Source organism: Sphingopyxis sp. GW821-FHT10B01, from assembly GCF_059415685.1.
The window spans coordinates 280,674-295,131 of the sequence record NZ_JBWKNS010000005.1 but is presented as its reverse complement, the minus strand read 5'-3'; the positions used below and the strand labels follow the sequence as shown (position 1 = coordinate 295,131).

Annotated in this window: 12 protein-coding genes; 3 read left to right on the top strand and 9 right to left on the bottom strand. The window is 64.4% G+C overall.

Features of this window, described 5'->3' with window-relative positions:
- Positions 1-148 precede the first annotated feature (148 nt).
- A complete protein-coding gene (locus tag AC07NV_RS16825) occupies positions 149-757 on the top strand; it encodes a TetR/AcrR family transcriptional regulator (RefSeq protein WP_495167531.1) in 609 nt (202 codons plus the stop codon).
- Here AC07NV_RS16825 and AC07NV_RS16820 read toward each other — a convergent pair.
- The 3 genes from AC07NV_RS16820 to AC07NV_RS16810 all read right to left on the bottom strand — a co-directional run bounded on the left by AC07NV_RS16820 (position 676) and on the right by AC07NV_RS16810 (position 5,696).
- Entirely contained in the window at positions 676-1,413 is a 738-nt protein-coding gene (locus AC07NV_RS16820) for a DUF1826 domain-containing protein (protein WP_495167530.1), read from the bottom strand. The genes AC07NV_RS16825 and AC07NV_RS16820 overlap by 82 nt on opposite strands.
- On the bottom strand, positions 1,410-2,642 hold the full coding sequence (locus AC07NV_RS16815) for a GTP-binding protein (protein ID WP_495167529.1): 1,233 nt from the start codon (positions 2,640-2,642) through the stop codon (positions 1,410-1,412). The genes AC07NV_RS16820 and AC07NV_RS16815 overlap by 4 nt, the downstream gene beginning before the upstream one ends.
- A gap of 198 nt (positions 2,643-2,840) precedes the next feature.
- Positions 2,841-5,696, bottom strand: a complete 2,856-nt coding sequence (locus tag AC07NV_RS16810; protein ID WP_495167655.1) for a CHAT domain-containing protein — start codon at positions 5,694-5,696, stop codon at positions 2,841-2,843.
- A 168-nt stretch (positions 5,697-5,864) separates the two neighbouring features.
- Between AC07NV_RS16810 and AC07NV_RS16805 the strand changes: the two genes are divergently transcribed.
- Positions 5,865-6,704: a hypothetical protein gene (locus tag AC07NV_RS16805; RefSeq protein ID WP_495167661.1), complete on the top strand. Its 840-nt coding sequence runs from the start codon at positions 5,865-5,867 to the stop codon at positions 6,702-6,704.
- Positions 6,705-7,421: 717 nt separating this feature from the next.
- On the opposite strand, the gene AC07NV_RS16800 is transcribed toward AC07NV_RS16805, so the two are convergent.
- Genes AC07NV_RS16800 through AC07NV_RS16775 form a run of 6 tightly spaced genes read right to left on the bottom strand, consistent with a single transcriptional unit; the run spans position 7,422 to position 12,149 of the window.
- The gene (locus AC07NV_RS16800) at positions 7,422-7,877 is read right to left on the bottom strand and encodes an aconitase X swivel domain-containing protein (protein ID WP_495167528.1); all 456 of its coding nucleotides are present in this window, start codon (positions 7,875-7,877) and stop codon (positions 7,422-7,424) included.
- The gene (locus AC07NV_RS16795; RefSeq protein ID WP_495167527.1) at positions 7,871-9,103 is read right to left on the bottom strand and encodes an aconitase X; all 1,233 of its coding nucleotides are present in this window, start codon (positions 9,101-9,103) and stop codon (positions 7,871-7,873) included. Before AC07NV_RS16795 ends, AC07NV_RS16800 begins: the two co-directional genes overlap by 7 nt.
- Complete coding sequence (locus AC07NV_RS16790; protein ID WP_495167526.1) at positions 9,100-10,029, bottom strand: hypothetical protein; 930 nt, start codon at positions 10,027-10,029, stop codon at positions 9,100-9,102. The genes AC07NV_RS16795 and AC07NV_RS16790 overlap by 4 nt, the downstream gene beginning before the upstream one ends.
- Positions 10,030-10,037: 8 nt before the next feature.
- Positions 10,038-10,943, bottom strand: coding sequence for a beta-keto acid cleavage family enzyme (locus AC07NV_RS16785; RefSeq protein WP_495167525.1), 906 nt, complete (start codon positions 10,941-10,943; stop codon positions 10,038-10,040).
- Complete coding sequence (locus AC07NV_RS16780; protein WP_495167524.1) at positions 10,940-11,698, bottom strand: SDR family oxidoreductase; 759 nt, start codon at positions 11,696-11,698, stop codon at positions 10,940-10,942. Before AC07NV_RS16780 ends, AC07NV_RS16785 begins: the two co-directional genes overlap by 4 nt.
- A gap of 16 nt (positions 11,699-11,714) precedes the next feature.
- Complete coding sequence (locus AC07NV_RS16775; protein WP_495167523.1) at positions 11,715-12,149, bottom strand: acyl-CoA thioesterase; 435 nt, start codon at positions 12,147-12,149, stop codon at positions 11,715-11,717.
- 160 nt (positions 12,150-12,309) lie between these two features.
- Here AC07NV_RS16775 and AC07NV_RS16770 point away from each other — a divergent pair, with 160 nt between their 5' ends.
- Complete coding sequence (locus AC07NV_RS16770; RefSeq protein ID WP_495167522.1) at positions 12,310-14,436, top strand: TonB-dependent receptor; 2,127 nt, start codon at positions 12,310-12,312, stop codon at positions 14,434-14,436.
- The last annotated feature ends 22 nt before the right edge of the window (positions 14,437-14,458 follow it).

Genomic DNA, 14,458 nt, shown 5'->3' with positions numbered 1-14,458 from the left:
CATTTAATACGATTGCGTATGAGATACAAATAGTGATCTGAAACTAATTTGGTCAAGCTCAGCGACACAAATTTGAAAAATACATTCGATAACGAATGAAAAATCTTGCGGCATTGACCTGATGGATTGCGCGCCCTACGCCTTACCCATGTCGTTGCCGCCGCTTCCGCTCCAGCCGATCCTGCCGGGTACGATCGCGACGCCGGTCAAGCGCGGCCCCAAGCCCAAGGTCACATCCGAACGCTGGTTCATCGCCGCGCTCGAGCAGCTCGCGCTCGGCGGGATCGACGCGGTACGCGTTGAACTGCTCGCCGAAACGTTGGGGGTCACCAAGGGCATGTTCTATGCCCGCTTCGACACGCGCGAGACTTTTCTCGACGCGATGGTCGATTATTGGCGCCAGCGCACGACGACCGGGCTCGTCGGCGAACTGACCGCGATGGATTCGGGCCCCGAGGACCGGTTGGTACGGCTGTTCGCCATCTCGCGAATGGATCGCGCCAAGACGGGCGCCTGGATCGAGGTCGCAATGCGCACCTGGGCGCTGACCGACGATCGCGCCAAGCGGGCGATGGAAGAGATTGACCGGCACCGGTTGCTCTATTTTGAATCGGTCCTCGCGGCGAACGGCGTGCCGAAGGAGCAAGTGCCCGCACGCGCCTTCCTGATCTATAGCTATGTGATCGGCGACACCTTGCTTTCGGGCGATCGCGCGGCGATCGGCGATATCTGCCTCGCGCTCCTGACTGCACCTTGAGACCGGGACTTGGCAGACGAGAGCCTGCCACGGTCGCGGCCGATTGAAGACCGCCGCATGTTTGCCGGATTGATGACGAGCACGAGCCGCGCCGCGCCACTGCCTGCAATCGGCGGCGAACGATGGATCGCGGCGCGTGTCTCGTCCCAGTGACGTCCCTTCAAGATCGCAACATCACCGGCGCGTAGCTGTCGGACACCGTGCGGTTCGCCGCAATCGCACGCCTCCGGCCCGGTTTCATCGAGCCACTGCGTTCCGGGGCCCGCATAGGTGGTGACCAGCCGCGCCCGCACATAGTCGGCATGGAATTTCCGACAGGCGTCGGTGACGATTCGCTCGAGCCGCACCTCGACCGCATCCGCCGCCATGATCCGCGCAAAGCGGTTCGCGAGCATGCCAATATCGGCTTCGAGTGCCACGCGCGCACCGGTCAGCGGATAGCGGGCGTCGTCGAGCGCGCGGCCGAGCGTTGCAGTGAGCGGGCGGCCAAGCGGACTGGCGAAGCTAACGGGACCGATAGGCGCAGCGAGAAGCCCGGCGATCGCAGCGGGGGGATCGCGTTCCCATATCGCAAGCGCGATGTCGGGGTCGTGGACCGCGTCCAGCGCCTCGGGGCCTCTCGCAATCAGCGCGCGCGATAAGGTGACGATGCTCATACGGCGAGCTCGGGCTCTGGCCGCGCCTCCCCCCAGCCGGGAAAGGGGTCGGGCAGCGACCGCCACCGTTCGGGTGCAAAATCGCCCGAGGCGATAAGGCAGGCGTCGAGCGCATCGCGGATTGCCTCTTCATTCATGCCGATGCCGATAAACACCAGTTCCTGCCGCCGGTCACCCCAGACCGGATCCCAATGCCGAAGGACGAATTGCTCGAAACCTCCATCGTCGGGCCAGCGGTTCTTGGGTACAGCCGCCCACCAGCGCCCGAGGCGCGAGACCGTTTTCTGGGTTCCCGCGAGCCCCAGTTCGCCGAGAACGTCAGGCCGCGTCGCGAGCCAGAAATGGCCCTTGGCGCGAATGACCTGGTCGAGACGGTCTCCGGTAAGAAACTCGTGAAAGGCGGTGGGATCGAATGGCCGGCGGGCGCGATAGACGAAGCTTTCGACGCCATATTCCTCACTCTCGGGACGATGGCTTTCATAGTCGAACAGCTCCTTCGCCCACAAAGGATGCTGCTCGGCGCGCTCCTCGTCGAACAGGCCCGTGCCGAGCAGTTGATCGAGCTCGACCTTGCCATAATCGGCCTCGACGATCCGCGCGTCGGCGTTGAGCGATGCCGCGACCTGCTTGACGGCGGCAAGCTCGTCTGCGCGCACCGCGCTCGCCTTGTTGATCACCACGACATCGGCGAACTCGATCTGTTCGACGAGCAGGTGGACGAGGCTGCGAGTGTCGCCCTCCCCCGCGGTTTCACCGCGGTCGGCGAGCAGGTCGGCGCACGAATAATCGGCGAGCAGGTTCACCGCATCAACGACGGTCACCATCGTGTCGAGCCGCGCGATATCGCCGAGGCATTGCCCCTGCTCGTCGCGGAAAGAAAAGGTGGCGGCAACGGGAAGCGGCTCCGAAATCCCTGTGCTTTCGATCACGAGATAATCGAACCGCCCCTTCTCGGCGAGCGAGCGTACTTCTTTCAAGAGATCGTCGCGGAGCGTACAGCAGATGCAGCCGTTGGTCATTTCGACCAGGCTTTCCTCGGAGCGCGAAAGTGCCGCCTCGCCGCCGCGCACCAGATCGGCGTCGATATTGACCTCGGACATGTCGTTGACGATCACCGCGACACGCTTTCCGTCGCGGTTGGCGAGAATATGATTAAGAAGCGTGGTCTTTCCGGCCCCAAGAAAGCCGGAAAGAACGGTGACCGGAAGCAAGGCTCGAGACTGAGTCATAAATATCCCATATATGATATGTTATAACGTAATATAGAATGGCAGGCGGCGCAGGATCAAGGCCGTTTGTCGGCTCTTCCATGCCGTTCGTCGTCCAGAGCGAGGAACGTCAGTTCCGCGCGGCTCTGTACGTTTCGCGATGCCCCGTAAAATGCCACTGACATCGTTGACCGGGGGCAACGAGATTATCTGCCGCCGCTAATCGCGGGACGCGACGAGAATGAAGGGCCCCCAGGCTCGGGGATGTTTCCAGCTTTCGCGCCATCCGGGTACCGTTGCTCCATCCACCGTATGACCGGAACGTACCGCGATCATGGCCTCACGCAACGCGCCCGCCGGAGTCAACGCCGGGTTTGCGGCCCGACGCGACGCCATCGTAGTGACGAGCGCGGCAGTAGCGTCGTCGAGGACGCTCCACCGCGACGCGATTACCGTTTCAGCTCCTGCTACAAGGAAAGCACGGGCCAGTGTGGAAAGAGAATCGCTTCCCGGTTCGCCACTTGCCGATGCCGTGTTGCATGCCGACAAGAGAACCAGCCGGGCGTTGAGTTCGAGCCGGGCGACTTCGGATGCGAGGAGTAAGCCATCGTCGCCGCCGCTGGCCTCGGCGGGCGGCGTGAGCACGAGGCCAGGCTCCGACAGGCCGTCGAGATTGCCGGGCAACAATCCATGCGTGGCGAAGGAAAGAATATGGACGCTCGCCAACCGGCCGTCGCTCTTTACCCGAGCCTCCGTCGCTTGAACGCCCGTAATCAGATTCGCCTCGCTCGCGCCCAGTGCCCGCGCCAGCCCTTCAAGCTCTCGCTGTGTTCCGGGCAAGGGACGAAGCGCGGCGATCGCGCTGACATCGGCAAGATAGCCTTCTGGCTCCGCCGACCGCGGCATGATGCTTCCGAGCCCGGACGATGCGGGGCGTTTGCCGTACAGAACCGGATTGCCGATCCCGAGAAAAGTATCGGACGCCGGCGCAACCGGGAGCCTGGAGGTCGGTGTGAGTATGTCGGCCGCTGGTAACTGAACGACGGCGACCCGATCGATCAGCCATTCCACGCCTTCCATGTCAGACGGATTGAACGCATCGTCGGTCGGCGAGCGGGACAGCGGGAGGATGGCGAGCGGCAGATCGCCGGTACGTCCCTGTTGGACGGCATAAAGCGTATCGAGCCCGCCAAGCCCCGCAGCCAACGGCGCCAATATCGCCTCGCTGACTCGCGCCGCCGCAGACAGATCGAAGGGGTCGGTAGCATCCCAGGGATAGTTGGCGCGCAAGGTATCGGAGTCGATTCCCGAAGAAATGGCTTCCGTGCAGAAGGTCTTATCGAGCATGCAGCGCAGACGCGCGCTATCGCGCGCCAGGAGAGCGACGCCACCGCGCGCATAAAGAAGGCGGGGCCCCGAAGCGCTGACCAACATGGCCGCCAGATCCCGCTCATCACCGCCGATAAGATACAGGCCTTGCCGCCCTCCCAGTCGCGCGAGCATTTCCCCGAGCGAAAGAGGATCGTCCGTGGCGGCTTCGCGATAGCGAGGCAATGCGGCCCGGAGCTGGGCATCGAGCTTCTCCATCTTGTCCCGCGCAGCCAATTGCCGGATCTGCAGCGCCGATGGGTCGCCGCTCGATGAGCCCGTCAGGGCAGACAGATAGAGGCGACCCAAGGCTTCATGCTCGCGCTCCGCCGCCCGAAACTCTTGAAAAACAGGCAGAATATTCTTGTCTTTTGTCGATTCCGCGAGGGAACGAAGAATATTGCGACGCATCGCAATCGCTGCCGGTGACAGCTCGGCCTCCTGAAGTGCCCGAAAGGCTTCGTCAGCGAGCCTCGGATCGAACGCGCCCGTCTGCTGCTGCACCTGCGAGGCCGCAACTGCGACCAGCCCGATAAATGCCCGGCGAAGTTCGGGATCGGCGACACCAGCCCATGCCTCGCGGCCAAGGGCGGCACGTCGAGTGCGTGCGATGACGACCGCTTCGCGTGCCAGAGCCAAGGCCCGCTCTTCGCCGCCCTCTTCGTCATGCGCGAGATAATAGCGCACGGCTTCGTTGCGGATCTCCATGCCCCCGAGACGACCATCCTGCTGTTGCGCATGGGCCAGCGCAAGCGCCACAGTGAGCGCTGGTTCGGCCGCCGGATCCGCGGCATCGACGAGCGTTCGAACGAACAGGCGATGCGCGCGCGCGATCATGGGGTGCCCAACCGGCAACGCCTCTTCGGCGACCTCGACCGCGCGCGCGGCGATATCCTTTGGCTGACGGCCCGGCGCATCCAGTGACTTCGCCATTTCGGCCAGTTGATCGTCGGAAAAGGACGCCCCGCCGAATTCGATCGCGTCGAGCAAGATGCCGATCGACGCCGTTTCGACATTGGAGACAAAATTCAGCCTGCCGACCAGATCAGCAAATTCGGCCGTCCCGTCGGCAGCCTCTCCAAGCGCCATATGGGTGCGGGCGAGCAGGCGCGCCGGCTCGTTGGTTTCGTAAATCATATAGGCGGGATCGACGACATCGCGCGCATCGAGGCGACTTTCCTCGGTGCGCGTTGCCTTGAGAAGGTCCGCAGCGTCGCGCACACGTCCCGCATCGAGCACCGCTTCCGCAAGGCGGCGTAGTGCCTGCGCGAGCATATAATTGTCTCCGTCCAGGCTACGCAGCTTGGCGACCGCCTGGCGGAGAATCATTTCGGCCTCGGATGTCCGGCCGAGCGACAGCAGAGCCGCGGCAAGATCGGACTGCGCCGCCATCGCGTCGCTTTCGTTCGGCCCTGCGAATGCTGCGCACAGCCGCGCGGCCGATCGGACGTGTCCCTCGGCCTCGGCAAGCCGCCCGAGCCCCATGAGACTTTTCGCAAGGCCAGCATGTAATACCGCTGCCGCGGGACTTTCACGCCCGGCCAATTGGCCAAGCGATGCCGTCTCGATAGCCGCGGCATCAGCGAAGCGCTTCTCGCGCCGCGCAAGATCGGCCTCATATGCCGCAATGATCCCGGTCTCGACCCACGCCCCCGGCCCGATACCAAGCCCATCCTTCCGGCTGGCGCCGTTCCCGACATTATCCATATAGCCGCGGCGAAACCCCTCCTCGATTGCGAGTTCGAGGCCTCGCAGCGAAATTCCGTCCAGCGGAGTGTCTTCTAAAATCAGGAAGGCGTCGCGTGCACCATAATATCGGTCATCGGCCTCGTCGGTTCCGCGCGCCGCCCGCGCGCGATACAGCGAAGCGAGACGATGGGCATCATCCTCATCGGCCGCCTGATAGGCAAGTTGTTGTACCGCGCGGCGCAGAGGTTCGAGCCCGCTCGCCCCACCGGCGAGCGTCAACATTGCTCCCTGCACGAGGCGTCCGCGCGCCAGAAGCGGGTCGGTCGGAGAAGCGTCGTGCTCCAAAACAGTCACCAGCGTCGACGCGCGGGCTACAGCCTCCGGCGATGGAAGGGGGACGGCTTCGCCTCCTGGTTTGAGGCGTATGATCGATTCCGACAAAAAGGCCGCATCGGCGGAGCCCAGCCGGACGGGTTCGATCCGCCGCATCGTCCGGCTAGCCGCGTCCCACGCGAAGGCGTCTTCGTTACAATCGCTCTCCTCGGAACGGCAATCGATTGCGAGCACGGGACGAGTATTCGAAACGTCGAAAAAGACGTCGCCCGTCGCGATCGAGACGGCTCGCTCGGGCGCTTCATCACGGTCGAGCCAAAGCGTGACGGGAAGGCGCCGACCTTCCACATCGTCGTCGATCGAGCAATGAGCGCTTTGCCCGATCAGCCAGTCGAGGCGGCCATCACCGTCGAAGTCGGCGACCGGTTCGGCACCGAAGCGGACCGGCCGGGCCGACCGGCGATAGCGTTTGCACGCGGCCTCGGCTTCGCGCAAAGCTGGCAGCAGTACGGACGGAAACGGAGGCGGCACCTCGGTTCCGATCACGGGTTCGATCATCGAAAAGCCGTAGCGGCGAGCTGCCGTTCCGGAGAGCATCGCGTCCACGAAGCGGCGACTTGCCTGATCCCACCGAAATCCCAACGCACATTCGGTCTGGCTGTGGCCGGTGCAATTGCCGCCGTGCACCGATAAGCGGAGAAGCGCCGTACCGCCTTCGTCATGCTGCAGCTTCATGCCCAGGAATTGCCGGCGGAGCACCATATCGAACCCGCCCCCGGGGCGCGAAACATGGATTTCATTGGCACAGCCCCCCGTACCGCACATCGCGACAAGTGAATATTCAACGCGCCAGTCGGGGATCCCGTCCGCATTGATGTCGAACGGAGTGAACTCGGCCGCTTCGTCGGGCGAAAGTTTTCGGAGTGCCTCGCGTCGTTTTTCAGGAAGGGAGGCATAATAGCCCTCGATCATCGCGTCGGCGTGCGCACGTAACTCGGACGGAACCGACGGCGGTTGGGCGAAACATGGCGCGGCAAGGAGAGCCAGCATCCCGATCCAGATCCTGAACGCCATTGGCTGCCCCCCTCATGCCCGGGAGAAGCCCGATCCCAACGCTCCGTCCTCGTCCTCTTTGCAGAACAACGAAACGGATCGCGGTACAGGCTGAAGCTCCCCCTTCAGGAAACGAGGAGTAAGCAATGTGTCTCCCGCAGCGCAAGCCCGACTGCCGATGCTAGAAATCGATCATTGCGATAACCGGGCTCTCATTTAAGAAAAAGGACGTCCGGAAGTTGCCATTTCGGCTTTGCGCGAGCCAATTCGCGAAGCGAGCCCCGATAGCGGTCCGTCAGCTTTTGGTCCGGAAGCGCGGCAGAGCAGACCGCGCGCCCGACTTCGACCCCACATCATCTAGACCGACGGGTTCGAGAACTGGACTGACTCATGCCCCGGGACGGTCAGCACCGCCCGGTCGGTTTCACACCATAAATGGCCGGTCGTGCCGCACCGGACTTTTACGAAATCCTCGTCGGACACGATCAGCATCGGGATGGCCGCGCCATAAAGATAGTCGGCGACCAGCGCGCCGATGGTGAGGATCGGATCGCTCCGCGTCGTGATCACCCCTGCGGGCGCCCGCCCGGTCCGCGCGAGTTCGACGAGGGCGCTCGAAGAGGAAGACGATCCCCGGCTTCCCGGCATCACGAGCAGCCGGTTGGCCAGCACCGCGCCCCGCTGGGGGTGCGAGGCGTCGACGATGCACCCGGTCTGCAGGTCGACCCCGCCCCACAGGCTCAGCGGCTCGGTGAGCCTCAGCAGGGTCCCGCTTGCCAGTCCCTCGATCAGCGCCTGTCCGGGGATCAGCATGGCGCCGCCACCCGGCCCGTTTCGGCCGACCGAATGCAGCGTTCGAGCGTCATCAGCGCCACGCGCCGTCCCAGATTGCCGGGGCCATAATGGGCATATTTGCCCGACGTCGTCAGGATCAGGCCCGACGTCTGGCGAACCACGGGCGCGAGATAGGTGCAGGTGTCGACGATCATGTTGACGCCGAAGGCGCGCAAGGCATCGAACGCCGGATCCGCCGCGACCGCGGCCGCAATCTCGCGCGAGGTCGATACATAGATCTCGGTCTCCGGCGACCGGCGGCGGCCCTCGACCGTGCGGTTGAGCTGCGCAAATTCGCGGATCGAATAATGCGGTGTGCCGAGACAGACCGCCGCGACGCCCTCGCCCTCCACCGCACGACAGAGCGATGCGATCGCCGCAGCCGGCTCAGCCGGCGAGATCACCTCGACCTTCACGCCATCGGTCGGCATGTCCGCGGCCTCGGGCGTCACGCCTTCGGCATGAAACAGCGCAAGCGCGCCCGACGACGCCCCCGTCGCCCCGAGCGCTTTCAGCTCGTCCTCGCTCGCATCGAGCGGAAGCCCACGCAAATAGGGGACGATTCCCGGCGCACGGCGGCCGACGACATAGCCGATCGCGGCGAAATAGAGGTCGCGCGGCAAAGCGGTCGCCTCGACCGAGGGCAATTCGAAGAGAACAGTCGGACGCCGCGCTTCGTCGCGATGCAGCCCCGCGAGCGGCACCCGCCCGGTCAAAGCCGCGCAAAGGTCGGTGAAATCGCCATAACGGTCGGTCCGCGCGCCGAGCACCGAATTGATGAAAACGATCGCATTGGATTCCGCCCAGGCGACATGCTCGCCGCGCCGCGGACGCGCCATCCGCTGATAGGGCGCGCAGGTCAGCGTCGGCAGGCATCCGAGCTGCTCGTGCAGACGGGTCAGCGTCTCCTGCTGCGCGATGATTTCGGGGGGCCCGCAATTCCAGCCGGGGTGGGTGACATCGACCGCCGCGACGTTGAGCGTCGTCGGAACACGGACCTTTCCACCCAGATCGACAAAATGCTGCGCAAAATCGATGCTCGACGGTCCGTGATAGAGGCAACCGTCGATATGCGCGGACTCGATGTCGATGAAACGGTCGGCGCCGCATGCGGTGCCGTAACGGACAAGAAGCGCCATGGCGCGCGCGGCAGCGGCGCCATGTTCGCCCGCCAGCAGCGCATGGTCGATCGGTTCAAGCTTCACGGCCCAACGTTCCCCACGACGAGTTCGGCCGCCGCGAGATCCTCGATCGCGGTGCCCACCGATTTGAACAGGGTGATCGCCGTCTCATCCTCGCCGCGGCCTGGATGCGCGCCGGAACAAAGCGCCGCAAGATCGGCTTCGATCGCGTCCGCACCGATCGCACCCGCAGCGATCGCCTGCAGCAGGTCTCCCGCCTCGTCCATCGCGCCTTCGTGCGTATCGACGAAGACGCGCGCACGAGCGAAGCTCCCGGCATCGGCCTCGCACATCTCGGGGCGAAAGGCGCCGATCAGGTCGATGTGCATGCCGGGCCGCAGCGCCGCACCCGCGATCAGCGGTGCAGTCGCGAGTGTCGCGGCCGACACGATATCGGCCACCGCGAGTCCCGCCTCGACCGTCGCGATTGCCGCTACGGGATATCCCTGCGCGCGTGCCGCGCGCGCCGCCGCCTCGGCCTTGTCCGCGTCGCGGCCCCAGACGAGGACCTGCTCCAATGCAAAAGCGGAGGCATAGGCTTCGATAATCGGCGCATTGAGGGTGCCGGTCCCGATGACGAGCAAGGTGGCCGACGCAGGCCGCGCGAGCGCCGATGCGGCAAGAACCGATGCCGCGGCCGTGCGGCGGCGGGTGAGCACGGCGCCGTCGATCGCAGCAATCGGCCGGCCGGAAGCGCGATCGCTCAATATATAGGTCGACTGGATCGAGGGACGCGCGCGCGGATCGACGGTGACGATCTTCGTCCCGACCCGCTCGCTCCCCTTCCACGCCGGCATGACGAGCAGCGACGCGCCGCCCATATCGGCGGCCAGCCGCGGCGGCGCATGATATTCGCCGGAGGCAAAGGCACGCCGCAACGCCGCGATCAGCGCGGGCATCGGCGTTGCCCGCGCGACCGCTTCGGCGTCATAATAAGGGATGGTCGCCATCGCCCCGGTCATGCGCCCGGGGTTCTGAGCTTCAGCATTTCGCGCGTTTCAGCAGGCGTTGCGACCTCATAGCCGCCGACCGCGTTGACGAGCGTATAGGCGCGCTCGACCAGCTGGCCATTGGTCGCCCAGACCCCGCGCGACATATAGAGATTATCCTCCAGCCCGACGCGGATATTGCCGCCGAGCAGCAGCGTATGCGCCAGCATCGGCATCTGTTCGCGGCCGATACCGAATGCGCCCCATATCGTGCCGGGCGCCATCAGGCTCTTCTGATACAGGATCGTCTCCACCCCGTGTGGCGCCGCCCATTGCACGCCGAGCACCATCTGCATCATCGGCGGGCCGTCGATCAGCCCTTCCTCGACCAGCTTGTTGCCGAACAGGATGTCGCCGGCGCCGAACACTTCGAGTTCGGGTTTGACGCCTGCGGCCTGGAACCGCTTCGCCATCGCGCGCAGCGTGTGCGCCGGGCTGAAATAAATATATTCGGTCGGCCCTTCGACCTGATTGTTGGTGACGATGTCCAGCGTCGCAATTTCGGGCAGCAGCTCCTCGACATGCGCGACGCGCTCGTCGACGCCGACGACATCGCTGCCGGGCAGCATCAGCCCTTCATTTTCGGGATCGGGCAGGAAATAGGCGCCCATCCCGCACGTCAGGTTGAGCACGATGTCGGTGCCCGTCTGTCGCACGCGGTCGACGACTTCCCGGAAATGCGCGCGGTCGCGATTGCCCTCGCCCGTCTCGGGATCGCGGACGTGGATATGGACGATGCTCGCCCCGGCCGAGGCCGCTTCGATACACGCGTCGGCGATCTGCTTCGGCGTCACCGGCATCGACGGATGCTTCTTGTTGTAAGGCGCGCCGCCGGTCACCGCGCAGGTCAGGATCGTCTTCTTGCTCATCGTCATTCTTCCCATTCCATATTGCCGCTCACGGCGATGATCTCGCCGGTGATCTTCTTGCCGGCGTCCGAGGTGATGAATTCGACCATGTCGGCGAACTCGCTGAGCTCGACCTTGCAGCGCAGCGACACATATTTGAGATAGTCATTCTCGATGTCGTCGAAGCTGCGCCCCGTCGCGTCGACATTGCGCTGGACGATAAAGCGAAAGCGGTCGTTGTTGATGATGCCGGGCAGGATCGCGTTGACGCGAATGCCCGACGGGCCAAGCTCGCGCGCGCTGTTCTTGGTCAGCCCCTCGACGCCAGCTTTCGACGCGATATAGGGCGCGCGAAACGGAATGCCGGTGCGTGTCGAGCAGGTCGAGAAATTGACGATCGAGCCGCCGCCGTTCGCCTTCAGCATCGGGACGGCGCGCTTCATCGTATAGAACATGCCCGACAGGTTGACCCCGATCGTCTTGTCCCACTCATCCTCGTCGATATCCTCGATCGCGGCGCGCGGTCCCGCCATGCCGACGACGTTCACCAATATCGTGAGGTCGCCGACGTTTGCGCGGACATCGGCAAACAAGGCATCGACCTCGCTGCGCACGCCGACATCGGTGACGCTGCCGCTCATTCCCGGATTCGCCGCGAGCGTCGCCGCGACCGCATCGCCGCGCACGTCGCAGATATGCACCTTGGCGCCCTTTTGCAGAAAACGCTCGGCAATCGCGCGGCCGACGCTGTCGCCCGCCCCTGTGACCAATACCCGTTCCATAAAATCTCCCTTGAGTTCAGTTCGTTTCGGCCGGCAGCATCAGCTGCCCGGCGATGGCGCGTTCGCGATCCGACAAGGGCGTCGCCTTGCGCGCGCCGAGGTCGAAGCGGACGGTGACGCCCTCCAATATCGTGCAAGCTGCAGCGTCGGAGCGTCGCGACAGGATCGTCCGGTGCCGCACCGACGAGCGCCCCACTGCCAGGATGCCGCTCGTGAGGATCAGCAGGTCGCCCGCGACCAGTTCGTGAAGGTAGCGAATCTCGTGCGAGACATCGGCCCAGCCGGCGTTGCGGCCATCAACCTGCCCCGCTGTCGGACCAAAAAATCCGAGCAAATGATAAACCGCATTGTCGAGAAGCGGCACCTGATGCTGCACCGACATGTGCCCCATCGCGTCGCAATGCCAGGGAAAGACGACTCCGCGAAAGGTTTCGACCGGGGCGCTTCCCACTGATTCTGCTGCGATTTCCGGTTCCATGATGCGCCTCTCCGTTGCCGATGGCACCGGACTAATCACCCACGCTTGACTTGTCTACACAGATTATACACAATGTGTTCACTGGGTATTCGCACTCTCGTCACAATCCTAAAAAAGTGCAAAAGGGGATAATATGCGTAGCAAGTTGAAGACTGGATCCGGCCTTGGCGTTCTCGCCGCTCTGTTGTGGGCGACCCCCGCCCTCGCGCAGACCGCCGATGAAGCCGAAGGCGCCGACGGCGCGAACGAAATCGTGGTGACCGCGCAGAAGCGCGAAGAACGGCTCCAGGATGTTCCGATCTCGATCTCCTCGCTCAGCGGCAAGGACCTCGACGCCCAGGCCAGCGGCGGCGTCAGCGAAGCCCTGCGCTCGGTCGCCGGCATCTCGATCACCAACTCGCCGCAGGGCGGCGGGACCCAGCTCACGATTCGCGGTGTCGCCGCGAACGGCGCGACGCTCGCGGGGTCGAGCACCTCGGCCTTCTATATCGACTCGGTTCCCTTCGGCCTTGTCAAATCGGCGATCCTTCCCGACACCAACGCCTATGACATGTCGCGGATCGAAGTGCTGCGCGGGCCGCAAGGCACGCTTTACGGCGCCAACGCGCTGAACGGCGTCGTGCGCGTCCTCACCAACGACGCCAATCTCGACCGCTTCGAACTCAAGACCCGCGCCGGTGTCGCGGCAACCGAAGGCGGCGACCAGAGCTATCGCGGCGACATGGCGGTCAATATCCCGCTCGTCGAAGGCAAGCTCGGCCTCCGCGTCGTCGGCGGCTTCGAAAGCGCCGGCGGCTGGATCGACCAGCCCGCGCGCGGCGTCAAAAACGCCAACGACAGCCGCTCGCGCAACGTCCGCATCAAGCTCAACGGCCAGCCGACCGACGCGCTCAGCTTCGGCCTGTCGGCATGGATCTCGCGCATCGATCAGGATGCGCCCGCCTATGCCAATGATGACGGCAACCAGCTCACCACCGTGCCGCTGCCGCAGAAACTCAACTATGACGCGTTCAGCGCCAAGCTTGGTTACGACTTCGGCGCGTTCGAGGTGTCGAGCGCGACGAGCTACCTCAAATTTTCGAACCTCAGCGAGCGCGATTACACCAATCTCGCCGCCAACCAGACGCTCCATACCGAAATCAGCTCGAAGATCTTCACCGAAGAGCTGCTGATTAATTCGACCGGCGGCGGTGACTGGCGCTGGTCGGTGGGCGGCTTCTACCGCGACGCATCCGACCTTCTGAGCCAGACCTTGTTCGTGCTCCCCGCGCCGATCAACTTCCGGGACAAGTCGCGTTCGTTCGCGGCGTTCGGCGAAGTCACGCGCAGCTTCATGGACGGCACGCTCGAAGTCACCGGCGGGCTGCGCTATTTCAAGGATCGCGTGACCCAGATCGAGCTTACGCCGACAACGGGCAATCCCGCGCAGCCGCTCGCGCGCCGCACCGACACCTTCGACGCGGTGACCCCGCGCGCGGTGATCACCTGGCTGCCGAGCCGGCGGTTCACCGCCTATGCCTCCTATTCGCAGGGCTTCCGCAGCGGCTTCAACCAGAGCCCGACGATCATCCGCACCGCACCCGGTATCCCGCCGGTCAAGGCCGACCGCCTGTCGAACTATGAGGTCGGCGCGAAGGGCAGCCTGCTGGGCGGCGCACTCACCTTCGATGCCGCGCTCTATTATATCGACTGGAAGGATATTCAGCAGAATCTGAACGTCGATATCAACGGCGTCGTCTTCGCCGCATCGGTCAACGGACCGAAGGCCAGCGGCCTCGGCGCCGACCTTGCGCTGACCGCGCACCCGGTCGAAGGGCTCGACATCGGCGGCACCTTCAGCTGGAACGGCCTCGATCTGTCGGGTCCGATCATCACGCAGACCGCGGGCGGCCCCGTTACCCTTTACAAAAAGGGCGACCGGCTCGCCTTCTCGCCCGAATATACCGCGAGCGGCTTCGTCGACTATCGGTTCCCGGTCGGAGACGCGGGGCTGAAGGGCATCGTGTCGGGTTCACTGACCTATCGCTCGAAAATCCCCGCACGCCTGCTCGTCGCGGGCGCAGCGCGGAGCTTCATCAGCGATGCCCCCTTGCTCGCGCGCGGCAGCATCGGGATCGAATCGCCCGACAAGTGGACGGCCACGCTTTACGCCGAAAATATCGGCGGCTGGGACGGCATCACCCAGCCCCCGACGGATATCAGCCAGCAGTATCGGGTGCGTCCGCGCACCTTCGGCCTGCAGTTCGAATTCCGCTATTGAGTCTCTATGGGGGCCGGAGCAA

Bases quoted from the DNA above. Each gene is read 5' to 3' on its own strand.
- AC07NV_RS16770 (WP_495167522.1), top strand. From the start codon at position 12,310: ATGCGTAGCAAGTTGAAGACTGGATCCGGCCTTGGCGTTCTCGCCGCT.
- AC07NV_RS16815 (WP_495167529.1), bottom strand. From the start codon at position 2,642: ATGACTCAGTCTCGAGCCTTGCTTCCGGTCACCGTTCTTTCCGGCTTT.
- AC07NV_RS16810 (WP_495167655.1), bottom strand. From the start codon at position 5,696: ATGGATAATGTCGGGAACGGCGCCAGCCGGAAGGATGGGCTTGGTATC.
- AC07NV_RS16805 (WP_495167661.1), top strand. From the start codon at position 5,865: ATGGGCATCATCCTCATCGGCCGCCTGATAGGCAAGTTGTTGTACCGC.
- AC07NV_RS16785 (WP_495167525.1), bottom strand. From the start codon at position 10,943: ATGACGATGAGCAAGAAGACGATCCTGACCTGCGCGGTGACCGGCGGC.
- AC07NV_RS16820 (WP_495167530.1), bottom strand. From the start codon at position 1,413: ATGAGCATCGTCACCTTATCGCGCGCGCTGATTGCGAGAGGCCCCGAG.
- AC07NV_RS16780 (WP_495167524.1), bottom strand. From the start codon at position 11,698: ATGGAACGGGTATTGGTCACAGGGGCGGGCGACAGCGTCGGCCGCGCG.
- AC07NV_RS16790 (WP_495167526.1), bottom strand. From the start codon at position 10,029: ATGGCGACCATCCCTTATTATGACGCCGAAGCGGTCGCGCGGGCAACG.
- AC07NV_RS16825 (WP_495167531.1), top strand. From the start codon at position 149: ATGTCGTTGCCGCCGCTTCCGCTCCAGCCGATCCTGCCGGGTACGATC.
- AC07NV_RS16800 (WP_495167528.1), bottom strand. From the start codon at position 7,877: ATGCTGATCCCCGGACAGGCGCTGATCGAGGGACTGGCAAGCGGGACC.